This is a genomic window from Geobacillus sp. WSUCF1, from assembly GCF_000422025.1.
GTDB classification, from domain to species: domain Bacteria; phylum Bacillota; class Bacilli; order Bacillales; family Anoxybacillaceae; genus Geobacillus; species Geobacillus zalihae.
Genome location: NZ_ATCO01000066.1, coordinates 1 through 23,577, shown reverse-complemented (window position 1 = coordinate 23,577; position 23,577 = coordinate 1). Strand labels below are relative to the sequence as shown.

23 protein-coding genes and 5 pseudogenes are annotated in these 23,577 nt (G+C 48.4%); 11 read left to right on the top strand and 17 right to left on the bottom strand.

Features of this window, described 5'->3' with window-relative positions; all coding sequences use genetic code 11:
- Nucleotides 1-27 precede the first annotated feature (27 nt).
- On the bottom strand, nt 28-795 hold the full coding sequence (locus I656_RS09055; protein ID WP_033005422.1) for an alpha/beta fold hydrolase: 768 nt from the start codon (nt 793-795) through the stop codon (nt 28-30).
- Between the two features lie 116 nt (nt 796-911).
- Between I656_RS09055 and I656_RS09060 the strand changes: the two are divergent.
- The 4 genes and pseudogenes from I656_RS09060 to I656_RS0115385 all read left to right on the top strand — a co-directional run bounded on the left by I656_RS09060 (nt 912) and on the right by I656_RS0115385 (nt 3,326).
- Nucleotides 912-1,717, top strand: a pseudogene (locus tag I656_RS09060) (Cof-type HAD-IIB family hydrolase).
- Between the two features lie 215 nt (nt 1,718-1,932).
- Nucleotides 1,933-2,085: a hypothetical protein gene (locus I656_RS18615; RefSeq protein WP_015374103.1), complete on the top strand. Its 153-nt coding sequence runs from the start codon at nt 1,933-1,935 to the stop codon at nt 2,083-2,085.
- 2 nt (nt 2,086-2,087) lie between these two features.
- Nucleotides 2,088-2,288, top strand: a complete 201-nt coding sequence (locus I656_RS09065; protein ID WP_015374102.1) for a DUF3813 domain-containing protein — start codon at nt 2,088-2,090, stop codon at nt 2,286-2,288.
- A 175-nt stretch (nt 2,289-2,463) separates the two neighbouring features.
- Nucleotides 2,464-3,326 (top strand): annotated as a pseudogene (locus I656_RS0115385) (DegV family protein).
- A gap of 56 nt (nt 3,327-3,382) precedes the next feature.
- Here the strand turns inward: I656_RS0115385 and I656_RS09070 are convergent.
- Nucleotides 3,383-3,790 (bottom strand): annotated as a pseudogene (locus I656_RS09070) (Fic family protein); the annotation flags it as partial.
- Between the two features lie 304 nt (nt 3,791-4,094).
- Here I656_RS09070 and I656_RS17845 point away from each other — a divergent pair.
- Nucleotides 4,095-4,226, top strand: coding sequence for a DUF3941 domain-containing protein (locus tag I656_RS17845; protein WP_008879040.1), 132 nt, complete (start codon nt 4,095-4,097; stop codon nt 4,224-4,226).
- A 52-nt stretch (nt 4,227-4,278) separates the two neighbouring features.
- Here I656_RS17845 and I656_RS09075 read toward each other — a convergent pair whose 3' ends face one another.
- From I656_RS09075 to I656_RS09100, 6 genes are read right to left on the bottom strand one after another with little or no spacing between them, the layout of a single operon-like run.
- Entirely contained in the window at nt 4,279-5,556 is a 1,278-nt protein-coding gene (locus I656_RS09075; RefSeq protein ID WP_015374099.1) for a TRAP transporter large permease, read from the bottom strand.
- Nucleotides 5,553-6,050, bottom strand: coding sequence for a TRAP transporter small permease (locus tag I656_RS09080; protein ID WP_015374098.1), 498 nt, complete (start codon nt 6,048-6,050; stop codon nt 5,553-5,555). Before I656_RS09080 ends, I656_RS09075 begins: the two co-directional genes overlap by 4 nt.
- Before the next feature lie 54 nt (nt 6,051-6,104).
- Nucleotides 6,105-7,145: a DctP family TRAP transporter solute-binding subunit gene (locus tag I656_RS09085; RefSeq protein WP_033005420.1), complete on the bottom strand. Its 1,041-nt coding sequence runs from the start codon at nt 7,143-7,145 to the stop codon at nt 6,105-6,107.
- Nucleotides 7,142-8,041, bottom strand: coding sequence for a hydroxymethylglutaryl-CoA lyase (locus I656_RS09090; RefSeq protein WP_015374095.1), 900 nt, complete (start codon nt 8,039-8,041; stop codon nt 7,142-7,144). Before I656_RS09090 ends, I656_RS09085 begins: the two co-directional genes overlap by 4 nt.
- Before the next feature lie 2 nt (nt 8,042-8,043).
- Nucleotides 8,044-9,246: a CaiB/BaiF CoA-transferase family protein gene (locus tag I656_RS09095; RefSeq protein WP_015374094.1), complete on the bottom strand. Its 1,203-nt coding sequence runs from the start codon at nt 9,244-9,246 to the stop codon at nt 8,044-8,046.
- A gap of 7 nt (nt 9,247-9,253) precedes the next feature.
- Nucleotides 9,254-9,913, bottom strand: coding sequence for a GntR family transcriptional regulator (locus tag I656_RS09100; protein WP_015374093.1), 660 nt, complete (start codon nt 9,911-9,913; stop codon nt 9,254-9,256).
- Nucleotides 9,914-10,201: 288 nt separating this feature from the next.
- On the opposite strand from I656_RS09100, the gene I656_RS09105 reads away from it, so the two are divergent.
- Together I656_RS09105 and I656_RS09115 are read left to right on the top strand one after the other, a co-directional pair.
- On the top strand, nt 10,202-10,693 hold the full coding sequence (locus I656_RS09105; protein ID WP_033005418.1) for a YajQ family cyclic di-GMP-binding protein: 492 nt from the start codon (nt 10,202-10,204) through the stop codon (nt 10,691-10,693).
- Between the two features lie 311 nt (nt 10,694-11,004).
- Nucleotides 11,005-11,418: a hypothetical protein gene (locus I656_RS09115; RefSeq protein WP_020754811.1), complete on the top strand. Its 414-nt coding sequence runs from the start codon at nt 11,005-11,007 to the stop codon at nt 11,416-11,418.
- Nucleotides 11,419-11,994: 576 nt separating this feature from the next.
- On the opposite strand, the pseudogene I656_RS0115375 reads toward I656_RS09115, so the two are convergent.
- The 3 genes and pseudogenes from I656_RS0115375 to I656_RS09125 form a co-directional block, all read right to left on the bottom strand.
- Nucleotides 11,995-12,703: pseudogene (locus I656_RS0115375) on the bottom strand (B3/4 domain-containing protein).
- Between the two features lie 19 nt (nt 12,704-12,722).
- Nucleotides 12,723-13,364 (bottom strand): LysE family translocator, encoded by a 642-nt coding sequence (locus I656_RS09120; protein WP_033005411.1) that lies wholly within the window; start codon nt 13,362-13,364, stop codon nt 12,723-12,725.
- A 26-nt stretch (nt 13,365-13,390) separates the two neighbouring features.
- Nucleotides 13,391-13,999, bottom strand: coding sequence for an FMN-binding negative transcriptional regulator (locus I656_RS09125; protein WP_015374087.1), 609 nt, complete (start codon nt 13,997-13,999; stop codon nt 13,391-13,393).
- Between the two features lie 121 nt (nt 14,000-14,120).
- Between I656_RS09125 and I656_RS0115370 the strand changes: the two are divergent.
- From I656_RS0115370 to I656_RS09140, 4 genes and pseudogenes are all read left to right on the top strand, one after another.
- Nucleotides 14,121-15,499: pseudogene (locus tag I656_RS0115370) on the top strand (PLP-dependent aminotransferase family protein).
- A gap of 163 nt (nt 15,500-15,662) precedes the next feature.
- Nucleotides 15,663-16,388, top strand: coding sequence for an ABC transporter ATP-binding protein (locus I656_RS09130; RefSeq protein ID WP_015374085.1), 726 nt, complete (start codon nt 15,663-15,665; stop codon nt 16,386-16,388).
- Between the two features lie 4 nt (nt 16,389-16,392).
- Entirely contained in the window at nt 16,393-17,172 is a 780-nt protein-coding gene (locus I656_RS09135) for an ABC transporter permease (RefSeq protein ID WP_223810874.1), read from the top strand.
- A 474-nt stretch (nt 17,173-17,646) separates the two neighbouring features.
- Nucleotides 17,647-18,150, top strand: coding sequence for a DUF1572 domain-containing protein (locus tag I656_RS09140; protein WP_015374083.1), 504 nt, complete (start codon nt 17,647-17,649; stop codon nt 18,148-18,150).
- A 127-nt stretch (nt 18,151-18,277) separates the two neighbouring features.
- Here the strand turns inward: I656_RS09140 and I656_RS09145 are convergent, their stop codons facing one another.
- From I656_RS09145 to I656_RS09170, 6 genes are all read right to left on the bottom strand, one after another.
- The gene (locus I656_RS09145) at nt 18,278-18,595 is read right to left on the bottom strand and encodes a hypothetical protein (protein ID WP_015374082.1); all 318 of its coding nucleotides are present in this window, start codon (nt 18,593-18,595) and stop codon (nt 18,278-18,280) included.
- 425 nt (nt 18,596-19,020) lie between these two features.
- Entirely contained in the window at nt 19,021-20,094 is a 1,074-nt protein-coding gene (locus tag I656_RS09150) for an ABC transporter substrate-binding protein (RefSeq protein WP_015374081.1), read from the bottom strand.
- A complete protein-coding gene (locus I656_RS09155; RefSeq protein ID WP_020754799.1) occupies nt 20,095-20,898 on the bottom strand; it encodes an ABC transporter permease in 804 nt (267 codons plus the stop codon).
- Nucleotides 20,895-21,704, bottom strand: a complete 810-nt coding sequence (locus I656_RS09160) for an ABC transporter permease (protein ID WP_020754798.1) — start codon at nt 21,702-21,704, stop codon at nt 20,895-20,897. Before I656_RS09160 ends, I656_RS09155 begins: the two co-directional genes overlap by 4 nt.
- Nucleotides 21,701-22,762, bottom strand: a complete 1,062-nt coding sequence (locus I656_RS09165; protein WP_033005402.1) for an ABC transporter ATP-binding protein — start codon at nt 22,760-22,762, stop codon at nt 21,701-21,703. The genes I656_RS09160 and I656_RS09165 overlap by 4 nt, the downstream gene beginning before the upstream one ends.
- Before the next feature lie 122 nt (nt 22,763-22,884).
- Complete coding sequence (locus tag I656_RS09170) at nt 22,885-23,535, bottom strand: ABC transporter ATP-binding protein (RefSeq protein ID WP_020754796.1); 651 nt, start codon at nt 23,533-23,535, stop codon at nt 22,885-22,887.
- Nucleotides 23,536-23,577: the final 42 nt, after the last annotated feature.

Genomic DNA, 23,577 nt, shown 5'->3' with positions numbered 1-23,577 from the left:
TGTTCGTTTCCTCATTGCCGATTTTGCTTACACATGCTCGCGAAACCAGCGCACCGTCTCCAAAAACGCTTCACGCGTCACTTTATGGCCGGCGTGCGGGTCGGCGATGAATTGCAGCCGGTCTTCGTTTCCTTCATAAAGTGGTTTAATTTGCTTGTAAAACTCATATGTATAAGCATACGGGACGACTTGGTCGGCTTTCCCGTGCCAGATGAACAACGGCCGCCCGGCGAGTGTTTCCGGCTGCTTGGATAAATCGTAGCGGGCGAGCTTTTCTTTTTCGAGCGCAAGCAGCGTCGGCGGCATCGGGATGTCAATCTGACGCCGTTTCGCTTCTTCCATCATCGCGTCAAAAAAGGCGCTGTAGTTCGGGCAGCCCATAAGCGCCACCGCCGCCTTCACCCATGGATACACAGCGAGCGCGCCAAACGTGACGATGCCGCCCATCGATGTCCCAGCGAGCCCGATCCGTTCAGGATCCGCCAATCCGTGGCTGACAAGGTCGTTTTTCATCTCCTCGATTTCGGTGATCGTGCGCACGACAATGTCCCAAAACGACAGCTGCAATTTTCGTTCGCTCAAGCCTTCGTCCCGCTCGCCGTGAAACAGCGCGTCGGGAAGCACAGCGCGGTAGCCCGCCTCCGCAAGCAAGTAGCCGAAATGCAAATTATGTTCTTTGGCGCTCGTAAAGCCGTGGATAAAGAAAATCAGCGGCAGCCGTTCGCCCCGCTTTTCCGGCTTGACAACGTGAAGAACCGGCACGCCGGCCAACTGTTCCTGTTCAATGATCACCATGGTTGCACAAACCCCTTTTCTTTTTCCATCGCTGTATAGTGTACCATATGGACAGCGATTTTGGAAAAGAGTTACACTATGTAGTGTAAAGAATAACGAGGGCAAAGGAGTCGGACATGAAGCCGTATTTAATCGCGTTGGATTTGGATGGAACGTTGCTCAAAGAGGATAAAACGATTTCTCCATTTACCAAAGACGTCATCCGCCGCGCCATCGACGCTGGCCATTTTGTTGTCATCGCCACCGGCCGCCCGTACCGGGCAAGCCGTATGTATTACGAGGAACTCGGGCTTACAACGCCGATCGTCAACTTCAACGGCGCGTTTGTCCACCATCCGCGCCAGCCGTCGTGGGGCATGCACCATTACCCGCTGCCGCTTGCGGTCGTCAAAGACATTGTTGAAATCAGCGAATCCTATGGAATCAAGAATATGATGGCCGAAGTGTTAGACAATGTTTATTTTCATCAACACGACGACGTCTTGCTTGACATCGTCCGCCTTGGCAACCCGACCGTGGAAATCGGTGATTTGCGCCGCTCGCTCGGCAAAGACCCGACGAGCGTGCTCGTGTACACAGACGATGATCATATCGAGCGGATTCAATCACACTTAGCGAATGTGTACGCCAACGTCATCCACCAACGGCGTTGGAGCGAACCGTGGCATGTCATTGAAATCATCCGCCATGGCGTCCATAAGGCCGCGGGCTTAAAACAAGTCGCCAACTACTTCGGCATCCCAAAGGAGCGCGTCATCGCTTTTGGCGATGAAGACAACGATTTCGAAATGATCGATTGGGCCGGGCTGGGCGTCGCATGGGCAACGCTATCGAGTCATTGAAAACGGTCGCTGACGATGTGACGAAAAGCAACGAAGAAGACGGTATCGGCTTGTATTTACAAGATCTTCTAGGCCTGTAGCCCTGCCGCCCCCCTTGCTACGGGAGGCTTCTCGCGCCTCCCAACCACTTCTTTCCGCTTTTGCATTGATTTTTTCCTGTCGTGTCAAGCAGATTTCCGCTTTCAGAGCGACGAACGGCGGTTTGTAACGAATTTCCTTACTACTGTTCCCTGGCGGCGGTTACACTATACGTGACGCAACGCGCGTCTTCAACTTTTTAAAGGGGGAATCGGTCATGGGCAAACGAAACAAATCGAAGCGTTTCGTCCAGCAAAGCGTCGATGCAGTCGAACGGCATGACAAGCGAATCCCTTATCACCTGACGTACGCCGAGGCGGAAGCGCGCAAAGCGGAAAAAGCGGTGGAAACGTCGCTTGGAGGGGCATAACGATGGGCAACCGTCTGTTTCAAGAGGCGCGCAAAGCAGTCGCACAGGCGAAACAAGCCAAAAGCGGCGAGATCGACATGAGCGTCGAGCGCGCTGTTGCCATCGCCAAAAACGCCTTGTCATCCGCGTACGCGCATTCCAACACGGCAGAAAAAGCGCAGTTGCGTCAATTTCAAGCTGAGCTTGATGAGCTCACTCAATAACAGCTGCGGGCTTCCCGCAGCTCTTTTTTCTCTCGTCCCCGATTTTCCGTTGTATTCTGAGCTGAAAACCGCTACACTGAACATAGAAACATGAATCGCCGTTCACCTGCGGAAACGGTTCGTTCATCTGATAGAGCCGTGGGGAACACGAAAGGAGAAAAGAGGAGGACGAAAGATGTCCATTCAAATCATCACCGACAGCGGCGCGGATTTGCCTCAATCGTACATTCGCGAGCATCAAATCGCCTTTTTGCCGCTTGTCGTTCATTGGAACGGCCAAGATTACGAAGACGGCATCACAATCGAGCCGAAGCAAGTATATGACGCCATGCGCCAGGGGCATACGGTGAAAACGGCACAGCCAAGCCCGCTGGCGATGAAGGAGCTGTTTTTGCCATACGCCAAAGAAAACCGGCCATGCCTTTACATCGCCTTTTCATCGAAATTATCCGGTACATACCAGACAGCGATAGCGGTGCGCAGCGAGCTGCTTGATGAATATCCAGAATTTCGCCTGACAATCATCGACTCGAAATGCGCTTCGCTCGGCCAAGGCTCGCCGTCATGAAAGCGGTCGAGCTGGCGGAGCAAAACACGCCGTACAACTTGCTTTGTGAAACGATCGAGGCGTATTGCCGCCATATGGAGCACATTTTCACCGTTGACAACTTGGACTACCTCGCGCGCGGCGGCCGCATCAGCAAAACCGCCGCGGCCTTCGGAGGCTTGCTCAACATCAAGCCGCTTCTCCATGTCGAAGACGGCGCGCTTATCCCGCTTGAGAAGCTGCGCGGGCGGAAAAAAGTGTTGAAACGAATGGTCGAGTTGATGGGCGAGCGCGGCGATGACCTGCAAAAGCAAACGATCGGCATCAGCCACGCGGATGATGAAGAAACGGCGCTTGAGCTGAAGCGGATGATCGAAGAAACACACGGCTGCACGCGCTTTTTCCTCTCCGACATCGGCAGCGCCATCGGCGCCCACGCCGGACCGGGGACGATTGCCCTCTTTTTTCTGAACAAATATATTGAGATCTGACGCCTTTTCCGCCGGACAAAACAAAGGCGCCTGCCCAACACAGGCGCCTGCCCTCATCACCGAAGTTGATCAAGAAGGTTGTAGTAGTAGTACGTTTTGGAACGCATCCGTCCATCCGAGAAAATGAGTTGCTGCTCCTCAAACCGATTCAAATAGCGCCGAACCGTTGCTTCCGGCAAACCGGTCAACGCCGCCATCATGTTCGCGGTGAAAATTGGATGCTGGAACATGACATGGACAACGGTTCGAATATGATGGCGGTTCACAAGCGCGCTTGCCTTTTCCAACTCTTCTTCATACAAATCGTTTACTTTTTGGACCAAGCGAACATTTTGTTTCGCCTGCAAATGGACACATTGCAGGAAAAATTGAATCCATTGCGTCCAGTCTCCTGTGTAGCGGGTATCATTCAAGTAGCGGTAATACTTGTGCTTATCCCGTTCCAGCACATCGCTGACAAAAAAGAAAACGCATTTGATTCACGACATCTTCGCTAAGCGGAAGCTTGAAGGGGACAAACGGGTTTCGTTTCATTTTCTATTGCCCTTTATGAACATTTTTATTAAAAAATGATCGTTAAATATCTATATTTACCCAATTACGTACATTTATCTCTATTTTTGCACTTAATTATACTCTGTGGCGAACCATTTGTGAAGAAAAATTCTCCATTTTCTTTCCACAAACTACCTTCCCCTATTTCCATATAGTTCATTTCCATTTGCCGCATACTAATGATGGACGATCAAAGCAAAGGGAGGACGACCGATGCCAAACACAAGCGACAATGACAAAAAAGCGCGCGACAACCAAGCGAAGCGCCATGAGAAAAACATGATGCGCGAAAAAAACCGCGAAGCCGGGAAGTTCGCGTATTCGAAGAAGACGGATCATTTATAAATCACAACAAAAGCTGCCTATCTTTAAATGTAGGCAGCTTCAGCTATTTTGCCTATTTCACACGGTCTATCAGGATCGTTGTCAATTCCGGAAAAATGGCCAGCACAACGATAAACAGCATCATAATGAGAGCGTAAGGCACTACGCCTTTTACGATCTCGGCAATCGTATTCGTTTTGTCCAGTCCTTTCAAAACAAACAAGTTCAGCCCTACCGGCGGTGTAATAAGGGCTAATTCCATATTGACGACCATAACGACCGCAAACCAAATGGGGTCAAACCCTAAAGCTGTGATGATAGGATACAAAATAGGCAGTGTAATCACAAGGATTGATATAGTTTCAAGAAAACAGCCTAAAATAAGCAGCACAATATTCACTAAAACGAAAATGGCCCAAGGAGATACTTGTTGTGAAGTGGCAAATTGCGTAATGGTCTGCGGAATTTGCAATATAGTCATGATGTACCCAAGAAGCATAGCTCCGACAATAATCATTAAAATCATTGCATTCGTTTTGACAGTTGATAAGACAATTGTTTTAATATTAGAAGTCGTGAAGTTTTTATATACGAAAATGGAAATCAAAATACTGGCCATAGCCCCAATGGCAGCAGCTTCCGTAGGGGTAAAGATTCCTGTATAGATTCCTCCTATGACAATGATGGGCAGTATAAGTCCCCATATGGCCTTTTTCGACGCTTCGAATCTCTCTACCCATGTCGCTGGCTTTTCCTTTATGTGGCACGTCTTCCATGAAGCATAGATCATGAATATTATCGTTAATAATATTCCTGGGATAATTCCGGCAACAAACAGTTTCCCAATCGATTCTCCTGTCACGGAACCGTATATAATCATCGGCACGCTTGGAGGAATGAGAATGCCTAATGTTCCCCCGGCAGCCAACAGGCCAAGAACTGTTCTTTTATCATATCCCCGCTTCGTCATTTCCGGAAGCGCGACCGCCCCAACAGTCACAGCAGTGGCAACACTCGAACCGGAAATCGCCGCAAAAATAGCACAGCAGAACAATGTGGCAATTGCTAGTCCTCCAGGAAGATGCCGAAACCATTTACTTGCCATTTCATATAAATCGCGCCCAACGCCGCTCACTACTAAAACTTGGCTCATCAAAACGTACATCGGCAAGGCGGTCAATGTAAAATCATCCAATGATTTGTAAGAAATGATCGGAATTTGTGAAAAAGAAAACGTCCCGCCATTGAACAGATACATGCCGCCAACTGCCAATAAGCCGAGCGCAAACGCGACAGGCAGTCCGATCAATAGCAGTACAGCCATTCCACCAAGGAAAAACGCCGCATTCATAAATGCCCATCCCCCTTTTGCGCTTCTCCGTCTACGATTTGCAATATAAAAGCAATACAAAGAAGTAAACCGCCAATCGGGAGAAACATTTCTGGAAGATACATAGGAATCCTCAATAATGATGATGAAGTTGTCCCTAGTTGATATGTGTTGACAACATGTTCGACACTGTAAATCGTAAAAATAAGACTGAAAATGAATCCACATACATTCGAGGCATACGCCAATATTTTTTGCACCTTGCTCGGCACAAGATTGATTAGTAAATCAACTGTAATATGGGAATATGTTCTCAACGTATAGGCAGAACCGAGAAAACAGCTCCCAATAATGGCGTATATGCATAATTCCGTAGCCCAAGTAGTCGGACGGTTAAACACCGACCTAGCGATAACGTCAAACGTTGTCATGCCTGTGGTTAATATGATCAATATTCCCGCTATCGCCCCGCCTGCTTGGATCAAACGATCTAAGAAATGATATAACCTCCTCATCCTTGACCTCCTTAACCAATAAGGGAGGGAGCCTTCCCTCCCCGTCTTCCCTACTCACTGGATGTTTTCCACTATATCGAGCAACTCTTTGCCTAAATCCCCAGCTCGCTCGATATACACTTCCCTTGCTGGTTGGGCGGCCTTTTTCCATTTTGGAAGATCCGATTCGGGAACAACGTACACTTCCATCCCTTTTTCTGCTAATTCTTTGGCCGTTCGTTCATCTTCCTCTTTCGCTTTCGCCCTAATCCATTGCTCCGTTTGCTGTGCAGTCTCCGTTAAGAGATGTTTCGTTTTTTCAGGAAGCCGATCCCAAAAGTTTTTATTGACCGCAAGGATGAACTCCAAGTAGGAATAATTGTTTATCGTTAAATACTTAGCGACCTCATCGTAATGCCGTTGAAGCATCGCTGTCGTCCCTGATGTCGCTCCATCAATTGTTTTTCTTTGCAGCGCTGTATAGACTTCCCCTGCTCCCAAAAATACCGGCGATGCCCCATAAGCTTTGATCATTTCCGATGGAATGTCGCCAATGCTGCGTATTTTCAATCCTTTAAAGTCTTCAGGTGACTTAAGCGGTCTGACGTTGTTGGCAAATTGTGCATAGCCATAATCGGCATACATGAGAACTTTTACCCCTTTTTCCTCCATCGCCTTGTTCAACTTTTCTCTCAACTCTCCAGACAGCGCTTTGCCAGCTGTTTCATGGTTAGGAAAAGCGTACGGGACATCAAAAATCCCCATTGCTGGAACTGTAGAAGCCCACAGTGTTGAGGAGTTGACCCCCATCTCCACCCCGCCGGTTAGTATGGCTTGGTTCATCTCTTTATCACTCAACAATTGCCCAGCAGGATATACTTGAATCTTCACCTTGCCTCCTGATTTTTCTGTCACCGTTTTGGCGAAATTTTCGACGCCAATGGAAATATGATGATCTTGCGGAAGATTGTAAGCCAGCCTGATGGTGACAGGTTCATATCCATTTTCCTCACCTTTATTCGGTTGTGGTTCCGCTGTGGAAGAACTTTTGCCGCATGCGCTTAACAGAATGGAAGCAGTCAATAAAGCTCCCACAAACAACGCTCGTTTTCTCACTTGCACTTCCCCCTTTTTTCTACTTGTCTTATTCTCCCTAATGGTTGATTGGATGTAAGACTAGCAGCGAAGTCAGCCGCCGCCAGCAATTTTTCAAAATCAATGTCTGTTCTAACCCCCATTCGTTCAAGCATATAAACCAAATCTTCGGTTGCTAAATTGCCCGCCGCTCCTGGGGCGAAAGGACATCCCCCTATGCCGCTGACAGACGTTTCAAATATGTTCACACCCGCTTCCAATGCCGCATAAGCATTGGCCAATCCCAGCCCCCTTGTATCATGGAGATGAATCGCAATAGGAATGGATGGCACCACCTGCATCACTTCAGCGAGCAGTTGTTTAACTTGTTTAGGAGTTGCGATTCCAATCGTATCGGCGATCCCAATCCGATCAACCCCGACTTCCGCCGCGCGTTCCACCAAGGATATAACTTTTGCTGGAGCTACTTCTCCCTCATAAGGACAACCAAAACTTACCGCTATGGAAAAACAGATTTTTATATTCAATGCCTTGCTTTCTTGAACAATCGTTTTGAACTGCCCGAAATTTTCGTCGATGCTCATCCCAATGTTTTTGCAATTGAATGTTTCGGTGGCGGCTGTTACCCAGTTCACCTCAGACACGTTTGTTTGTTTCGCCCGCTCGAATCCTTTTTGATTTGGAATCAATGCCACAAACTCAATTTCACCAAACGTTTCACATTGCTTTATGACTTGCTCAGCATCGGCCATTTGCGGAACTTTTCGGGGATGAACAAAAGAGGTGGCTTCAATTTTCTTCACATTGGAGTCAACAAGCATTTCAATCAGCCTTTTCTTTTTCTCAGTGGGAACGATAGCCGGTTCGTTTTGCAATCCGTCCCTAGGACTTACATCAATAATCTGGACGTCCGCCAAATTTAAATCACCCCTTCCTTTTTCAATTGTGTGAGTTGGTCATGAGAATAACCGAGCATCCTTACATACACTTCTTCATTGTGCTCTCCCAGCTTCGGTCCGACCCACTTCATTTGCCCTGGAGTGTCAGACAATTTTGGAACAATGCCGGGGAACAGGCACTCCGTCCCGTCCTCTAGTTTTACCGGCAATAACATGCCTCTCTCTTTATACTGAATATCATTCACAATATCTCGAATACTATAAATAGGTCCTGCCGGAACGGATGCTTCATCGAGGGCGTTTAGCACTTCTTCCAACGTGTGCTGTTTCGTCCATGCTTCTATTGCTTGATCAATCAACTCAGCATGTTCTGCTCTTCCTTGGTTGTTAGCGTATTGAGGATGATCAGCAAGGTCACGACGCCCAATTGTTTTCATGAGACGCTGGAATATATTATCGCTGTTTCCCCCGATAACAACATGCTTTCCATCTTTGCATTCATACGTATTCGATGGCGCCACACCCGGGAGAGTGCTGCCCGTCCTCTCCCTTACAACACCGCTTAACACATACTCTGGCAATGCGCCTTCCAATAGACTGAACACTGATTCGTAAAGGGCGACATCAATCAGCTGACCTTTTCTTTCTTTATCTTCTTGTCTGACACGCAACGCCATTAACGTTCCGATCACGGCATACAACCCTGCAACGAGGTCTCCAATCGCGATTCCCACCCTTACCGGGGGACGGTCTGGATAACCCGTCAAATATCGCAATCCTCCTATCGCCTCAGCCACACTTCCAAATCCGGCCTTATCCCGGTAAGGTCCAGTTTGGCCATACCCGGATATCCTTGTCATAATGATAGACGGGTTTATTTTCTTTAACTCTTCATAACCCAACCCCCATTTTTCGAGCGTTCCCGGTTTAAAGTTTTCCAGCACGACATCAACTTTCGGGATGAGCTCTCTAATGATCTGTTGGCCTTCCGTTTTCCTTAAATTCACTGTAATCGATTTTTTATTTCTGGCTTGTACATACCACCAAATCGAAGAGTGGCCGTACATAATCCGCCAGCTTCTCAGCGGATCTCCCGATACCGGTTCTTCAACTTTAATCACTTCTGCGCCAAATTCAGCCATGATTTTCCCCGCAAACGGCGCCGCTACAAAATTCCCCATTTCCAATACTGTTATGCCTTCTAGAGGCAATGTCTTGGACACCCTTTTTTCACTTCCTCCCTTGGTAAATGCTTATATAATACTTGTAATCGCTTTCAATATGTTTTTCCATGCATTCCCTTGCTTTGTCTGCATCTCCTCTTTCAATGGCTTCGAATATTTGAATATGTTCTTGAATAGCTGATTTCATCCGCAACATATTTTGTTTTAAGATAGCAACTCTGTACAAACTGTTTATGCCGCGGATTTGTTCGATCATCCTAATTAAAAACGGATTTCGACTAGCTTCTACGATCCCCTCATGGAATTTTGTATTCATCTCGAGAATTTCTTTTAGCCCCAACGGTTGTGCATCTATGCCAATGAGCTGTCTCCTAAGATCTTCAATTTGGTTTTTCGTTATTCTCTGTGCAGCATAGTAGGCGGCAAGTGGTTCAAGCACCACCCTGCATTCATAAAGATACTGGAAGTTTTCAATATCAGGGCTGAATACCGCCACCCCTCCCCCCTTATTCACGGTGACAAGCCCCTCTTTTTCGAGCATGCGGATCGCTTCGCGAATAGGACTTCGGCTTACTTGAATTTGTTTCGCTATTTTTTCCTCTACGAGTCTTTCCCCTGGGGCAAATCCTCCTGTAATAATTTCCTCACGTAAATATTCATACACTTGCTTTTTCAACGTTTCTTTTTTCACTATTTGCTGTTTCAACGTTAACCACCTTCATTTTCGTCGACTGTATACAGGACATGCTCAATGTTGAGCCGATTGGCTCTGTTGTCATCATATTTATGAAACAAGGGAAAAAATTATGACATTGATTTTTATAACGAAAAAGACCATAACTCAGATATACTGCTTCATCCGACACATAAGTAAAACCGCCCATTGCTTCGAACTTCTGCTTAAAGGGGAGTCTGCCTTCTCCCTTGCTTATAGTTGCCTTCCCACCCATCATTTTCTATAATGAAAGTACATCACACGCCCGGGAGGTTGCTTATGTCCAAAGAAAGTTCGTTCGATATCGTATCGAAAGTCGATTTGGCGGAAGTGGCGAACGCCATCAACATCGCCATGAAAGAAATCAAGACGCGCTATGACTTCAAAGGAAGCAAAAGCGACATTTCGCTCGAGAAAGACGAACTCGTTCTCATCTCCGACGACGAGTTTAAGCTTGAGCAGCTGAAAGATGTGCTCATCGGCAAGCTCATTAAGCGCGGAGTGGCGACGAAAAACATCCAATACGGCAAAATCGAGCCGGCCGCAGGCGGCACGGTGCGCCAGCGCGCCAAGCTCGTCCAAGGGATCGACAAAGAGAATGCGAAAAAGATCAACACGATCATCAAAAACACCGGCTTGAAAGTGAAAAGCCAAGTGCAAGACGACCAAATCCGCATCAGCGGAAAAAGCAAAGACGACTTGCAAAAGGTGATCGCCGCCATTCGCGAAGCCGATTTGCCGATTGACGTGCAGTTTGTGAACTACCGCTGAAACAGGCAGAAGCGCGCTGCCTGTTTTTTCATCATATAGAAGAGTGATGTTTATAGGGGAGGAAGCAAGTGTGTCTGATTGGGGGATGGTTGTTTCGTTTCTTCTCGGCTTTTCCCTTCAATGGGCGTCCAAAAAATTGGAAAGATGGAACGCAGCCTTATACGTCCGGCTATTCGCTGCATTGATTGGAGCGGTTTGGGCATGGTGCGGTTTTGTTCAAGGCGGATTGCTGCAGTCTGTTGCGATGTTCGGCGCGTTTTGGCTCAGTTGTGAAGTCATCCCGCTGCCAAAACGAAACCGCGTGCCAACATATGACATCATGGCCGAACTGCAAGCGAAAGGAGCAAAAGAAAATTCTTGTTCCGCGCGAAAAAACGCGAGCGTTGCTTGATATCGGCTTCTCGGCCTTATTCATCGGCATCGCCATTCCGTATTTTTGGATTGGCTCTCCATCTCCCGTTGTGGAGCTGTTTCTCTTATACGGCTTTTTATCGATGACGGCGGGACTTTTCAAACGGATGGCGCTTTTTCGTTCGCTCCGCCTGTTTTATGACCAACACGACCATGCGCTCTATCTCATCTCTTCCGTTGAGGTGAAGCGATATCCATTGGATCAGTGCGTTGACATCCAAATGCATACAGCCCCGGATATTTTGCAGCTATTCCATCTGTTTCACTTGTTCTCCCCTCATGCCGACTATACCGTCAACATAGGAAAAACGTAGAAACTGTCGTTTCCAGGGGAGCGAGTGTATCTCAATCCTGGATCGCTGGCATCAATGAACATTCTTCCAAAACCGTTGTCTTCACAGAAAGTGATTCGCATCCAGCCGTTTTATCATCCAAGCAATTGGAAGCGGCTGCTTGGAAAAGTGTATTTCTCCGCGGGCCGATGTATTGGCGCATTCATTCGCTCCGCACAACCGAAATCGGATGGAGCACTAAAAAACTTCGATTATGGTGGCGCGACTGTTGGCGCGAATCACTTCCTGATTTTGTGAAAGAGTGGCTGCATATATAGATGCAACGAAATCGTTTCACATATCTTTGACGGAAGACCGAACAACAACCTGGAAACAGCGTTGTTCGGTCACCCGACAGCCGGGTGCAATGACCGGCAAAAGCGATAAATGTTAAACAGACAACCATCATCAGACGCCAACCATTCTTCCGACCAGAACATCGGCAACAGTGATCACCAGCGCCGCTCCGACAATCGGCCTCACAAGGCGCATCGCCTCCCCTTCCCCGCCGGGGCGGCCGATGCAGAAGCAACCAGAGCAAAGCGGCTGAAGCGATCCTTAATCTATTATCGGTATTTCCGAATGACGGGCATCCAATAGGTGCTTCTTCACTGTACCGCCAAGATGGCGTTGTATTAAACAGGCCAGTTCCTCTAACGCTTGATGAAGCGCTTCATGCCTTGTGTCATCTATTGATTCCATGCAAAGAAAGGCGCGCTTCGTCTGTTCGGTGAGCATCGTCCGTTGGGCTTCCCGCCAATTCCAGCAGCGGCATATGACTCCCATGTCATCTTTATACACGATTTCCCCTTCATACGGTGGGTCGTTTTCCTCTCCTCCCAACGGATGAATGTTCATTGCCATCCGCCAGCGCCAGCCGGATGTCGCCGACAAATGTGTCGATATCCTCTCCACCACATGGAAGCCCGTAGCGCAATGAAATACAGTTATAGATATCCACAAGCGGGTTGATCGTTGGAATGTGATGGCCGTTTTTCACTCTTTTCAACAGCGCTTCAACCGAACAACGCGCCCCTTTTTTTGTTCTGAATCGTCGAAATGCCTCTCGCCAAACACTGATGACGGGGTTGCGGCTCAACTCTTCAAACTCTAGGAATTTCCGTGCCTCTTTCTCCGCCTCCCGCAGCATTTGTTCGTAAACACTGGCATTCTTGATGCTGTTGTCAATCCCTTGGGCAACGACCACACCGATTTTGGCATGGGGAAATATGGCCCAAACATCGTCTTCAACAACAAAACGTGTCATCATTCACTCCTCCATTTCCTTACGGTTTCGAAGGGTTCGCCAATGCGGAGAATAGTCCTAACAAGATATAACAACAGCCCGCCACCCGGTTCATCACCTTCACACTTCCTTTCTTGGCAGCCAGCCGTTTTCGGATGCCCGCGGCCAACATGGCATACAAGCTGTCATTCAGCAAGGCGAGAACAACAAATATCTCCCCCAAAAGCAAAAATTGACCAGCCACCGATCCAGCAGAAGGCGAAATAAATTGGGGAAAAAAGGCAAGAAAAAAGAGCGCTGTTTTTGGATTGGTCACTTCGACAAATAGAGATTCGTAAAACACTTGCGCCAATGTTTTCTCCTTGGCCTTCGTGTTCGGGATTTCCTCATCCTTGGTGGAAGCAAAAAATAACGTTTTGCCTCCCAAATAGATAAGATAAACGGCTCCTAAATATTTGATCATCGTAAAGGCAGCCGCCGATGTCATCAAAATCGCGGAAACGCCCACGGCTCCAAGGATAACATGGACAGCGCCCCCAAAAGCTACGCCGAGCACCGGTACAACCCCTGCTTTCGTTCCTTGGCTCATGCTCCTAGCCATGATGTACAATACTGCCGGTCCGGGGACGATGAGCAGCGCCGTGGCTGCCACTATAAACACACCGATCGCCGCAAGATCCATCACATCTCACTCCTTCATTTTCTATTTCACTGCTGTTGCTTTTTCATCAGGAAAGCGATTTGCTTTTCGTTTTCAAATGGCATTTGCTCGAGCTGCTTGATGATCCGTTCTTGTCGGTGTGCAGGATGGTTTTGGCTCAACTTGGCTTTTCCTTCGATTCGTTTGATGATGATTTTGAAAGCTTGAATTCCTTTGTTCATGCCGGACAGCATCCTAGAATCGACCTCTGACAGCTGGTAACGGCTGCCCGGTGCTTCGTATTTTTCTACCATATCGTGCAGCGACTGCATGATTTCTTCTTCATCGTCGATCAACTCCACGTTCCCATACACATGGACGGCCACATAATTCCATGTTGGCACCGCCTGGTTCGTTTCATACCAAGAAGGAGAAATATAACAATGCGGACCGTGGAAAATCGCCAAGACCGTCTGATGTTGAATGTCGTTCCATTGCGGATTCGAACGGGCAAAATGGCCGTACAAACACGTTTTCTCTCGATCGAGCAACAGCGGCAAATGGGTGGCAAACAGCTCCCCTTGATGCATCGACACCAAGGTGGCAAAACTGTTCTCCTCGATCACCTCATAGACGACAGACATATCGTTGATGACAAAATGCTTCGGAATATACATCAGTCCTCTCCCCCCATCTTTTCAATTACAGCATTCCATTGTTCACAATGTATAATATAATCAAAACTGACATAAAAAAAAGTGACAATAACAAAAAAATAAACATGTCAGGAGGATGAACATGAAGACGATCATTTTTGACTTGAAGGACGGCTCGCCTAAATACAAGCAAATCTACGAAAAATTGAAATCATTGATTGAACAAGGCGACATTCGAGCTAATGAGCCGCTTCCTTCCATTCGCCAACTCGCCGAATCATTAAATGTCAGCCGGAACACAACTTTAATGGCTTACGAACAGCTAGTAGCGGAAGGATATATTCGCGCGGAAAAACGAAAAGGGTATTTTGCCAATGAAGTGGAACCTCTTTTCATTCCAAAAGCCCGCATTTCTGCACGCCAATCGGCAAGGGAAGCAGCAACGTCCGTTGTTGTCGATTTTCGCGCCGATACCGTCGATGCCGATCATTTCCCCGTTAAAGCATGGAGAAGAATTTCCAATCAAGTATTGGCGGCCAAAGGATGTTTTCGCTATGGGGATCCGTTTGGGGAATTATGCTTGCGCAAACAAATCTCCATCTATCTTCTCGAATCCCGCGGGGTGATCACAGAGCCAAACGCCATCATCATTGGAAGCAGCACACAGCAAATACTTCTCTCCCTTGGCCATATTCTAAAAGATGAGTTCAACAGCGTGATCGTCGAAGACCCTGGCTATGACGGCGCCAGAGAAGCGTTTTTGTTTCACCGCTTTCAGCTGGAAACGGTGCCTGTTTCCGAAACCGGCATCGATCTTTCGCCGCTCGAGAACAGGCGATCGCGGCTCATCTATGTCACCCCTTCGCATCAAAGCCCCATGGGAGTCAGCATGCCGATCCAGCAGCGGCACAGGCTCATTCAATGGGTGAACAACGTCGATGGCTATATTATCGAGGACGATTACGACAGCGAATTCCGTTACACGCAAAAGCCGTTTCCTGCTCTTTCCTCCATTGATTCGTCAAGAGTCATTTATCTGGCAATTTCTCAAAATCGTTTCTGCCTGGGATTCGCTTAAGTTACATGGTGTTGCCGCCGTCGCTTTTGGACCGTTATCAGCAGCGGTTTCGCCTTTTCGAAAGCACTGCGTCCATCCTCAGCCAATTGGCGATGGCCAAATTTATGGAGGAGGGGGAATGGGGCCGCCATATTAAACGCATGCGCCTCGTGTATAGACGAAAAATGGAGCACTTAACATCACTGCTGCGAAAAGCATTTGGAGATATGATCTCCATTATTGGCGAACAGTCCGGTTTATACGTGTTAATCAAAGTTCAGTCGGATTGTACAGAAGAACAGTTGCTTCAGCGCGCCCTATCGTGTGGGGTAAAAGTGTATCCCACTTCGCGCTATTTTGTGAACCAACAGCCGGACCAACCCATGATCAAGATCGGTTTTAGCGGCTTGTCGCTCGAGGATATTGAGCTTGGAGTCCAACTGCTCAAAAAAGCGTGGTGTTGACGACGACTTCAAGGAAAACGACCCTCTTTTTACACAAGCTCCCGGAGTCCCTGTCTTGGCGTGTATTTTTGATCGGTTTCTAATGTCACGTTAATTTTAAATATTTACTTTTTTTCTTTTTTTGTATAATGCAATTAAATACAGGAAAGAAGGGTAGAAAAAAATGATCACCGTGCAAGACGTAAACAAAATCTATCCGCCAAACCGCCAAGTATTACATGATGTCTCTCTCGAACTGGTTGAAGGGGATCGGCTTATTCTGTTAGGGCCGAATGGAGCCGGAAAAACTACTTTAATAAGGTGCATCATCGGGCTTACCGCACCAGACAGCGGCAGCATCTATGTCAATGGAGTGGATGTTGTCCGCCATCCAGATGAAGCACGCGAGTCGATTGCGGTCGTATTTGAAGAAGCTGACAACTCCTATTCCTATTTAACTGTTTTGGAAAATCTCTTATACTTCGGCTTGCTGAACAAATGGAGTCGTGCTGAAGCAAAACGAAGAGCCGAACGAATGATGGCCGTGTTGAATCTAACCCCATACGCTGAGCGTCTTACCCAAACCCTTTCACGTGGGATGAAACAAAAACTGGCATTTGCGATCGCCTTAATGAAAGGAGCGCCGTTTTTGTTCCTTGATGAGCCGACTCTTGGCCTTGATGTGGAGTCGCAGCATCATATCCGCACCATGTTAACGGAAGAAAACCAATGGTGGAAAGCCGTTCTCATCACCACCCATGACATTCCTTTTGCCCACGCCGTTGGAAATAAGTTTGTCTTTATCCAAGACGGAAAAATCGTTTGGAGTGGCACAAAAGAACATTTTTCAACTCCAGCCGACCTTGAAACTCATTTTTTGGCCGCTGTTCGTTCCAACCTATCCGCCTAAGGAGGTGAGTCGGTTGTCCCCGCAAATTTTGAATGTCGTATGGGCTTCCTTTTTGAAAAAAAGGGCAGAGTATCGTCGGTATTGGTTCGATTTTACCGTTGGACTTATCATTAAATTTGTCTTTTTTCTCGGTACGCTGTACGCAAGCCCGATACAGACCGGAAAAGAAGCGACGGTCAAACTGTTCGGTTTCAGCCTTTGGTACTTAAGTGCTCATTTGATCTCGAAGCTCGGCAACACGGTGATCGAAGAAACGTATCTCGGCACCGCCGAGCAAGTGCTTTCCACCAAGACTGCTCCATGGAAAATTTTGATCGGCGTAGTGATCGCTGAAATCGCGTTATCGTCCATGTGGGTGACGCTCTTTTTCATTTGTGCGGCTTTGATGATCGGATTTTCCGAAATTCTCTCGGGAATCGCATCCATGATAACGGAGATCGTCATCTTTGGCGGCGTCAGCCTCATCGGGATGACGGGAATCGGCGTGTTCATTTTAGGGCTGTCCCTTCGCTTAAAGCAAGTGGGAGCCGTTACCGAGGTGCTGCTTTATTATTTATTGATCTTCTCAGGATTTTTTCTATCTTCGAATGTATTGCCGACAGCGTTTCATATTCTCAACTGCTTTTCTCCTCTTTCTTGGGCCGTGCAAGGAGTGAATGAAGGATGGCCCGTATTCTTTCCTGCTCTCGGTATCTCGCTATTCTGGCTGGCCATGGGCTCATTGGTCTTGAAGCAACAATGGCATTGGGCGAGAAAAAATGGAAAAATCGGAAGCTACGTCTAAAAGAGTGGACGTTATCCCTCACCTTTTGCACCCTTTCGGCGAAAATCGAGAGGATGTTTTCGCGACCATGCCGAATGAATCCTCGGCACTCAGGGAAAGCAAAGGAGTTTTCATAACACGGACATCTTGCGCGAAGAGAGCTCTCTTTATTCCGACGCCGGCTGCGAACATCAGTTGATCAACACGGGCAAAGAAGCGTGCCGCTATGATCAGATTATTCACTCGCCTGCTTCGAAAACATGACCCATAGTCATGTCCGCCCAAGGCGTTGCTTTTTTTTTTTGCCGTCACATATATAAGTTGCAATAAAGATTTTCCGATTGTTCGATTCTGTTTTCCTTCATAACAAGTCATTTTGATAGAATGCAGCGGGCGCTCTACTGGATGTAAAACAAAGTTTCAACTTATATAGAAAGAAATCACCGCATCGACGGCGAATAAAAGAGATGGCATTTCTTTGACGGAGGTGTGTGAATGAACATCGGCCAAGAATATTTGCGAGTGGTGCGCGCGCGCTTTCTCGACATGAAAAAGACCGCCGAACAGGCTATGGACCAATGTTCGGAGGAACAGCTGTTCCATTGCTTTCATGAGGAGACAAACAGCATCGCCATCATTGTCAAACATATGAGCGGAAATATGGTGTCGCGCTGGACAGACTTTTTGTCATCGGATGGGGAAAAACCGGACCGAAACCGCGATGATGAGTTTATTAACGACTTCCATACGCGCAAAGAAGTCATGGATTGCTGGGAAAAGGGGTGGTCTGCTTTCTTTCAGACGCTGAACGAACTGCAAGAAACGGATTTGTTGCGGACGGTCACGATCCGCGGCGAACCCCATTCCGTCATCGAAGCCATTGAGCGGCAAATGTACCATTATTCGTATCATATCGGGCAAATCGTCTATATCGCGAAACAGCTGAACGCAAACAACTGGAAAACACTGACCATACCAAGAAATCGAAAAACAACATAGGCAACTCCTTACTCGAATCATCTTGCAAACGCCATCCACCCCTCGGAACCGTCAGCCGATAAAGGTGGATGGCTTCTTTTTGTTGCTTGTTGTTCCTTCCCAATCCTATCGCTTATCGGGATCACGGTCAGCGCCTTGAAAGTTTCACAATACCGACCAACAAACAAACCATCCCCGCTCCCCACGCCATCCCCGCCTTGCCAAGAAGGAGGGAGATTTCTTCGGATGCCTGCGCATGGGTAAGATCAAAGGAAATCGCCTTCAGCGCAAATGAAACAGCCAGAGACAGCAACAAGAAATGGGCCAATATCCACAGAAACACTCGCCCTTCTCGATTCCTTCGCCAAAGAAAAACGATTGTCACAACCGCGATCAACATCACAACCGAAAAGCCGCCGATGAGCATATCCATCACATTTTCTTCCATAGGCAAATGATTGGGCAACGTTCCCACCTCCTCTTTTTCATCATATCATGTCTTTCTATTCTTCTTCCCTGCGTCCGATCCCTTCTTGTATGTGAAGCCGCCCATGGGCTTCTTCGTTCCCGCGTGCTAGGGAAGCGGCGCAACCCTTTACGCAAACGACAAGCAGGCGCCCATCTCCCTATTACAGAGGGCGGCGCCTGCTCTGATTGTATAGATGCAATGTAAAGCTTTAACTTTACCGGTCATTGCATCCGATTGTCGAGTGACCGAACAACGCCGCTTAAAGACCCATGAATGGGTCTGTGAAGCGAGTCGTTGTTCGGTCTTCCGTCACGCTAAGGCGTGACGGAGGCAAGCCTGTGGCTTGTGCCTTCGACAGTCAAAAATGGATAAGCCACTTTTTCGTCAAGGATATGTGAAACGATTTCGTTGCATCTATATGGTTACTTTTGCTGCATCTTAAACTCCAAAAACAGCTCGTTGTAGTAGGCGAGCATGTGTTTTCCTAAGTTTTCGTACACTTCGAGATGCCCTGCTGAATCCAAATCGGGGTAAAAGCGCCGATCGCCCGCGATGTCTTTTGGCAAATAGCGAAGCGCCTTTTTATTCGGCGTCGAATAGCCGACATACTCGGCGTTTTGCGCCGCGTGTTTCGGGTCGAGCATAAAGTTGATGAACGCGTGCGCTCCTTCGATGTTTTTCGCTGTTTTCGGAATGACCATGTTGTCAAACCATAAGTTGGAGCCTTCTTTCGGCACGACATAGTCGAGCTTGTCGTTTTCGGCAATGATTTCGGCCGCGTCGCCTGACCAGACGACGCCGATGGCCGCTTCCTCGTCGGCGAGAAGCAGCTTGATTTCATCGCCGACAATCGCCTTCACGTTCGGCATAAGCCGGTCGAGCTTCCGCTTCGCTTCTTGCAAATGGGCTTTGTTCGTGTCATTCAGCGAATAGCCGAGGCTGTTCAACGCCATCCCCATCACTTCCCGCGCCCCGTCGACAAGCAAAATTTGATTGCGCAAGCTTGGATCCCATAAGTCGTTCCAGCTCGTCATTCTTTTGCCGCCAAGCATCTCGCGGTTGTAGACGATGCCGACCGTTCCCCAAAAATACGGCACTGAATACCGGTTGTGCGGGTCAAACGGCAAGTTGAGAAACCGCGGTTCGATATATTGCAAATTGGGAAGCTTTCGGTGATCAAGCGGCAGAAGCAGCTTTTCCTCGATCATTTTGCTGATGGCGTAATCGGACGGAACGGCGACATCAAACGTCGCCCCGCCTTGGGCGATTTTCGCCATCATCGCCTCGTTGGAATCGAACGTTTGGTAAATCACTTTCCACCCTGTCTCTTTTTCAAACTCTCGAATGAGCGCAGGGTCGATGTAATCGCCCCAGTTGTAAACGGTCACCGTTTTGCCTCCGCCGTACCCTTCCGCTTCGTTCAACCGGTGGGTGATGAACATGAGGACGAACGCCGCGATAAACACGGCCGCAAACCCTTGGACAAGCCGTTTCACCTACTTTCGCCCCCCTATCCCGTACATTCGGCCGCCTTTTTGGCTGAGCACATAATAACCGATGACAAGCAGCATCGTAAATAAAAATAACAGCGTCGACAGGGCGTTAATGGACAGCGAAATGCCTTGGCGCGCCCGCGAATAAATTTCCACCGACAGCGTCGAGAATCCATTTCCCGTGACAAAAAACGTCACGGCGAAGTCATCGAGCGAATACGTAAGCGCCATGAAAAAGCCCGCCCATATGCTTGGCGCCAAAAACGGCAGCACGACGCTTGACAGCACTTGCCAAGGCCCTGCTCCTAAATCTCTAGCCGCATCAATCAGCGTCGGGCTCATTTCCTCGAGTTTCGGCAGCACCATCAACACGACAATCGGCACGCTAAAAGCGATATGGGACAACAGCACGGATGTAAAGCCGAGCTTGATGCCGGCTATCGTAAACAGCAGCAAAAACGAAGCGCCGATGATGACGTCTGGGCTGACGATCAGCACGTTGTTGAGAGCGAGAAGAGCGTTTTTCGTTCGCTGCCGCTTGACATAGTAAATGGCGAGCGCCCCGATGACCCCAAGTATGGTCGCGACCGCCGCCGACAGCAGCGCGATGACGATTGTATTCAAAACGATGATGAGCAAGCGGTCGTCGGACAGCACGTCGCGGTACCACTTCAACGTGAACGATTGAAAATCGTGCATCGTCCCGCCGCTGTTGAACGAATAATACATCAAATACACAATCGGCGTATACATCACGGCAAACACGGCTAACAGGTACACACGTCCCCACCAATGCGTCCGTTTCATCGGCTTCCCTCTTTTCTTCCACTTCCTGTCAGGCCGACGATGACCGCCATCGCGATCATTAACACAACAGCGATCGTCGCCCCCATTCCCCAGTTTTGGGTGACAAGAAAATGCTGTTCAATGGCGGTGCCGAGCGTAATGACGCGGTTGCCAGCGACAAGGCGCGTAATCATAAACAACGACAACGACGGGATGAACACCGCTTGGCAGCCGGCCTTCACCCCACTAAGCGTGAGCGGGAAAACGACGCGGCGGAACGTCGTCCACGCTGAAGCGCCTAAATCGCGGGCGGCATCGACAAGCGATGGCGGCAGCTCCTCCAGCGCGTTGAAAATCGGCAGCACCATAAACGGAATAAAAATGTACACCGACACAAACACAAAACTGAAATCGGTAAACAACAGCTGCCGCGCTCCAATGCCAAGCGTCTGCAACAGGGCGTTGGCCAGCCCGTACGTGCCGAGCAGCCCTAAAAACGCATACACCTTCAGCAGCAAATTCACCCACATCGGCAAAATAAGCAACAACAGCCATAGCTGCTTGTGCCGCGTCTTCGTCAGCCAATAGGCGGTCGGATAGCCAATCAATACCGACACAAGAGTAATCAAAAACGCGTACCAAAACGAATACGCCATCATTTTCAAATAAATGGGCGTCAACACCGCTTTGTAGTTGGACAACGTCCAATGGCCGTCAAGATCCAAAAACGATTCATACACCAAAAAGACAATCGGGGCCACGACAAACAGCACCAACCAAATGCCATAAGGGACTAAATACCAGTTCCGCCACGCCCGTTCCGTCATGCGCCCTCATCCTCCTTTTCGGTCCGCATGACGTGAATCGCTTCGGGCTCAAAACGAAGGCCGACCATTTCCCCGACTTCGGCCTTTTTCGTCGAATGGACAAGCCATTCGTTGCCGTTTTTATCGTAGCCGCAAATTTCATAATGAACGCCGCGGAATAAGAGCGAATCGACGCGGATGACGATCTGCCCGTCTTCCGGCGCTGTGAGCTCCAAATCTTCCGGGCGGATGACGACATCAACCGGTTCGTTCGGGGCAAAGCCGCGGTCAACGCAAACAAACCGCTTGCCCGCGAATTCGACGAGGAAATCGTCGATCATGCGCCCCGACAAAATGTTCGATTCCCCGATGAAATCGGCGACGAATCGGTTGATGGGCTCGTCGTAAATGTCTTTCGGCGTCCCAAACTGCTGAATTTTTCCTTTATTCAGAACAAAAATGTAATCGGACATCGCCAATGCTTCTTCTTGATCATGCGTGACAAAAATGAACGTAATCCCTAAGCGGCGCTGCAGTTCGCGAAGTTCATACTGCATTTCCGTGCGCAATTTCAAATCCAAGGCTGACAGCGGTTCATCCAAGAGCAACACCTCAGGTTCATTGACAATCGCCCGGGCAATGGCGACGCGCTGGCGTTGGCCGCCGGACATCTCTTGAATGCGGCGGCGCTCATAGCCTTCCAAGTTGACAAACCGGAGCGCTTCGCTCACTTTTTGGCGGATGTCCGCTTCTTTCATCTTTTTCACGCGCAAGCCAAATGCCACGTTTTCAAACACATCGAGGTGAGGAAACAACGCATAGTCTTGAAAGACAGTGTTGACTTGCCGTTTGTTCGGCGGGACGTTTTGAATCGGCTTCCCGTGGAAATAAATCGTTCCTTCCGTCGGTTCGATAAACCCGGCAATCAGCCGCAAAATCGTCGTCTTCCCGCACCCTGACGGGCCAAGCAGCGTATAAAACTTCCCGCGCTCCATCGCAAAACTGACGTCATCCAATACGACCGTTCCGTCGTATTCCTTCGTCACTCGCTCGAAGCGGATGATCTCTTCCCCGTTCACTTCCAGCCCCCCGTCTTCTTGATGTTCACTATTCCTAATTAGAACATAGGAGAGTGGAAAGTGCAACGGAAAAATCCTTGATCACACGTATGAAAACTGAATTTTTCCTGAAGATCCCGCCGTCATTTTTCTATTTTATCTTCATTGTTTGGACGTGTAAGCGAGATTATGCGGGAGCCAGGGAAGCGCTCTTGATGAACGTGAGAAGCAATGAGATAAGCATGTTGACGGTCGCCTTGAATCCACTCCGCCAACCGATCGCGACTTAGCCTATCAAGGGAATTGAACGGTTCATCCATCAAATACAATTCGACCGGGCGGGCTAAAGCAATCGCAATATGCAGTTTTTGTTTTGTTCCTAATGAATACTGATCCACCGGGAGCGGGAGCATCTCCTCCATTCCAAGCAGACTGCATAATTCGTTCGCTTTGCGGACGTACTGTTGATCCAGCTTCCATAAAAGCCGGAAACATTCGATATTTTCATAACCCGTCAATTTTGAAAACATGACAGTCTCGGATGTCACATAAGACAAATGAGCGCGCATGTCGGGAAGCTGAATCGGATTGCCTTTATAAAAGGCTTGATAATGCAGCTCTCCTTTATCGAGCAATCCCGAAATAATATGCAAAAGAGTCGTTTTCCCCACTCCATTGGGGCCGGTGAGAAGCACGGTCTCCCCTGGAAAAATGGAAAATGAGAATTGCTGAAAAATCGTGGCTCCCCCATCATAGCGATACGTCAAGTTTTGCAATGAAAATAACGGTTCCATCTATTTCTTCCCCTTTTCCTGCTTGGCTCTTCACCAAAAGTT

Coding starts and splice junctions, on each gene's coding strand:
- I656_RS17845 (WP_008879040.1), top strand. CDS start 4,095: ATGCCAAACACAAGCGACAATGACAAAAAAGCGCGCGACAACCAAGCG.
- I656_RS09080 (WP_015374098.1), bottom strand. CDS start 6,050: ATGAGGAGGTTATATCATTTCTTAGATCGTTTGATCCAAGCAGGCGGG.
- I656_RS09105 (WP_033005418.1), top strand. CDS start 10,202: ATGTCCAAAGAAAGTTCGTTCGATATCGTATCGAAAGTCGATTTGGCG.
- I656_RS09140 (WP_015374083.1), top strand. CDS start 17,647: ATGAACATCGGCCAAGAATATTTGCGAGTGGTGCGCGCGCGCTTTCTC.
- I656_RS09120 (WP_033005411.1), bottom strand. CDS start 13,364: ATGGATCTTGCGGCGATCGGTGTGTTTATAGTGGCAGCCACGGCGCTG.
- I656_RS09130 (WP_015374085.1), top strand. CDS start 15,663: ATGATCACCGTGCAAGACGTAAACAAAATCTATCCGCCAAACCGCCAA.
- I656_RS09065 (WP_015374102.1), top strand. CDS start 2,088: ATGGGCAACCGTCTGTTTCAAGAGGCGCGCAAAGCAGTCGCACAGGCG.
- I656_RS18615 (WP_015374103.1), top strand. CDS start 1,933: ATGGGCAAACGAAACAAATCGAAGCGTTTCGTCCAGCAAAGCGTCGAT.
- I656_RS09075 (WP_015374099.1), bottom strand. CDS start 5,556: ATGAATGCGGCGTTTTTCCTTGGTGGAATGGCTGTACTGCTATTGATC.
- I656_RS09170 (WP_020754796.1), bottom strand. CDS start 23,535: ATGGAACCGTTATTTTCATTGCAAAACTTGACGTATCGCTATGATGGG.
- I656_RS09055 (WP_033005422.1), bottom strand. CDS start 795: ATGGTGATCATTGAACAGGAACAGTTGGCCGGCGTGCCGGTTCTTCAC.
- I656_RS09160 (WP_020754798.1), bottom strand. CDS start 21,704: ATGACGGAACGGGCGTGGCGGAACTGGTATTTAGTCCCTTATGGCATT.
- I656_RS09155 (WP_020754799.1), bottom strand. CDS start 20,898: ATGAAACGGACGCATTGGTGGGGACGTGTGTACCTGTTAGCCGTGTTT.
- I656_RS09115 (WP_020754811.1), top strand. CDS start 11,005: ATGACATCATGGCCGAACTGCAAGCGAAAGGAGCAAAAGAAAATTCTT.
- I656_RS09125 (WP_015374087.1), bottom strand. CDS start 13,999: ATGTATATTCCGAAGCATTTTGTCATCAACGATATGTCTGTCGTCTAT.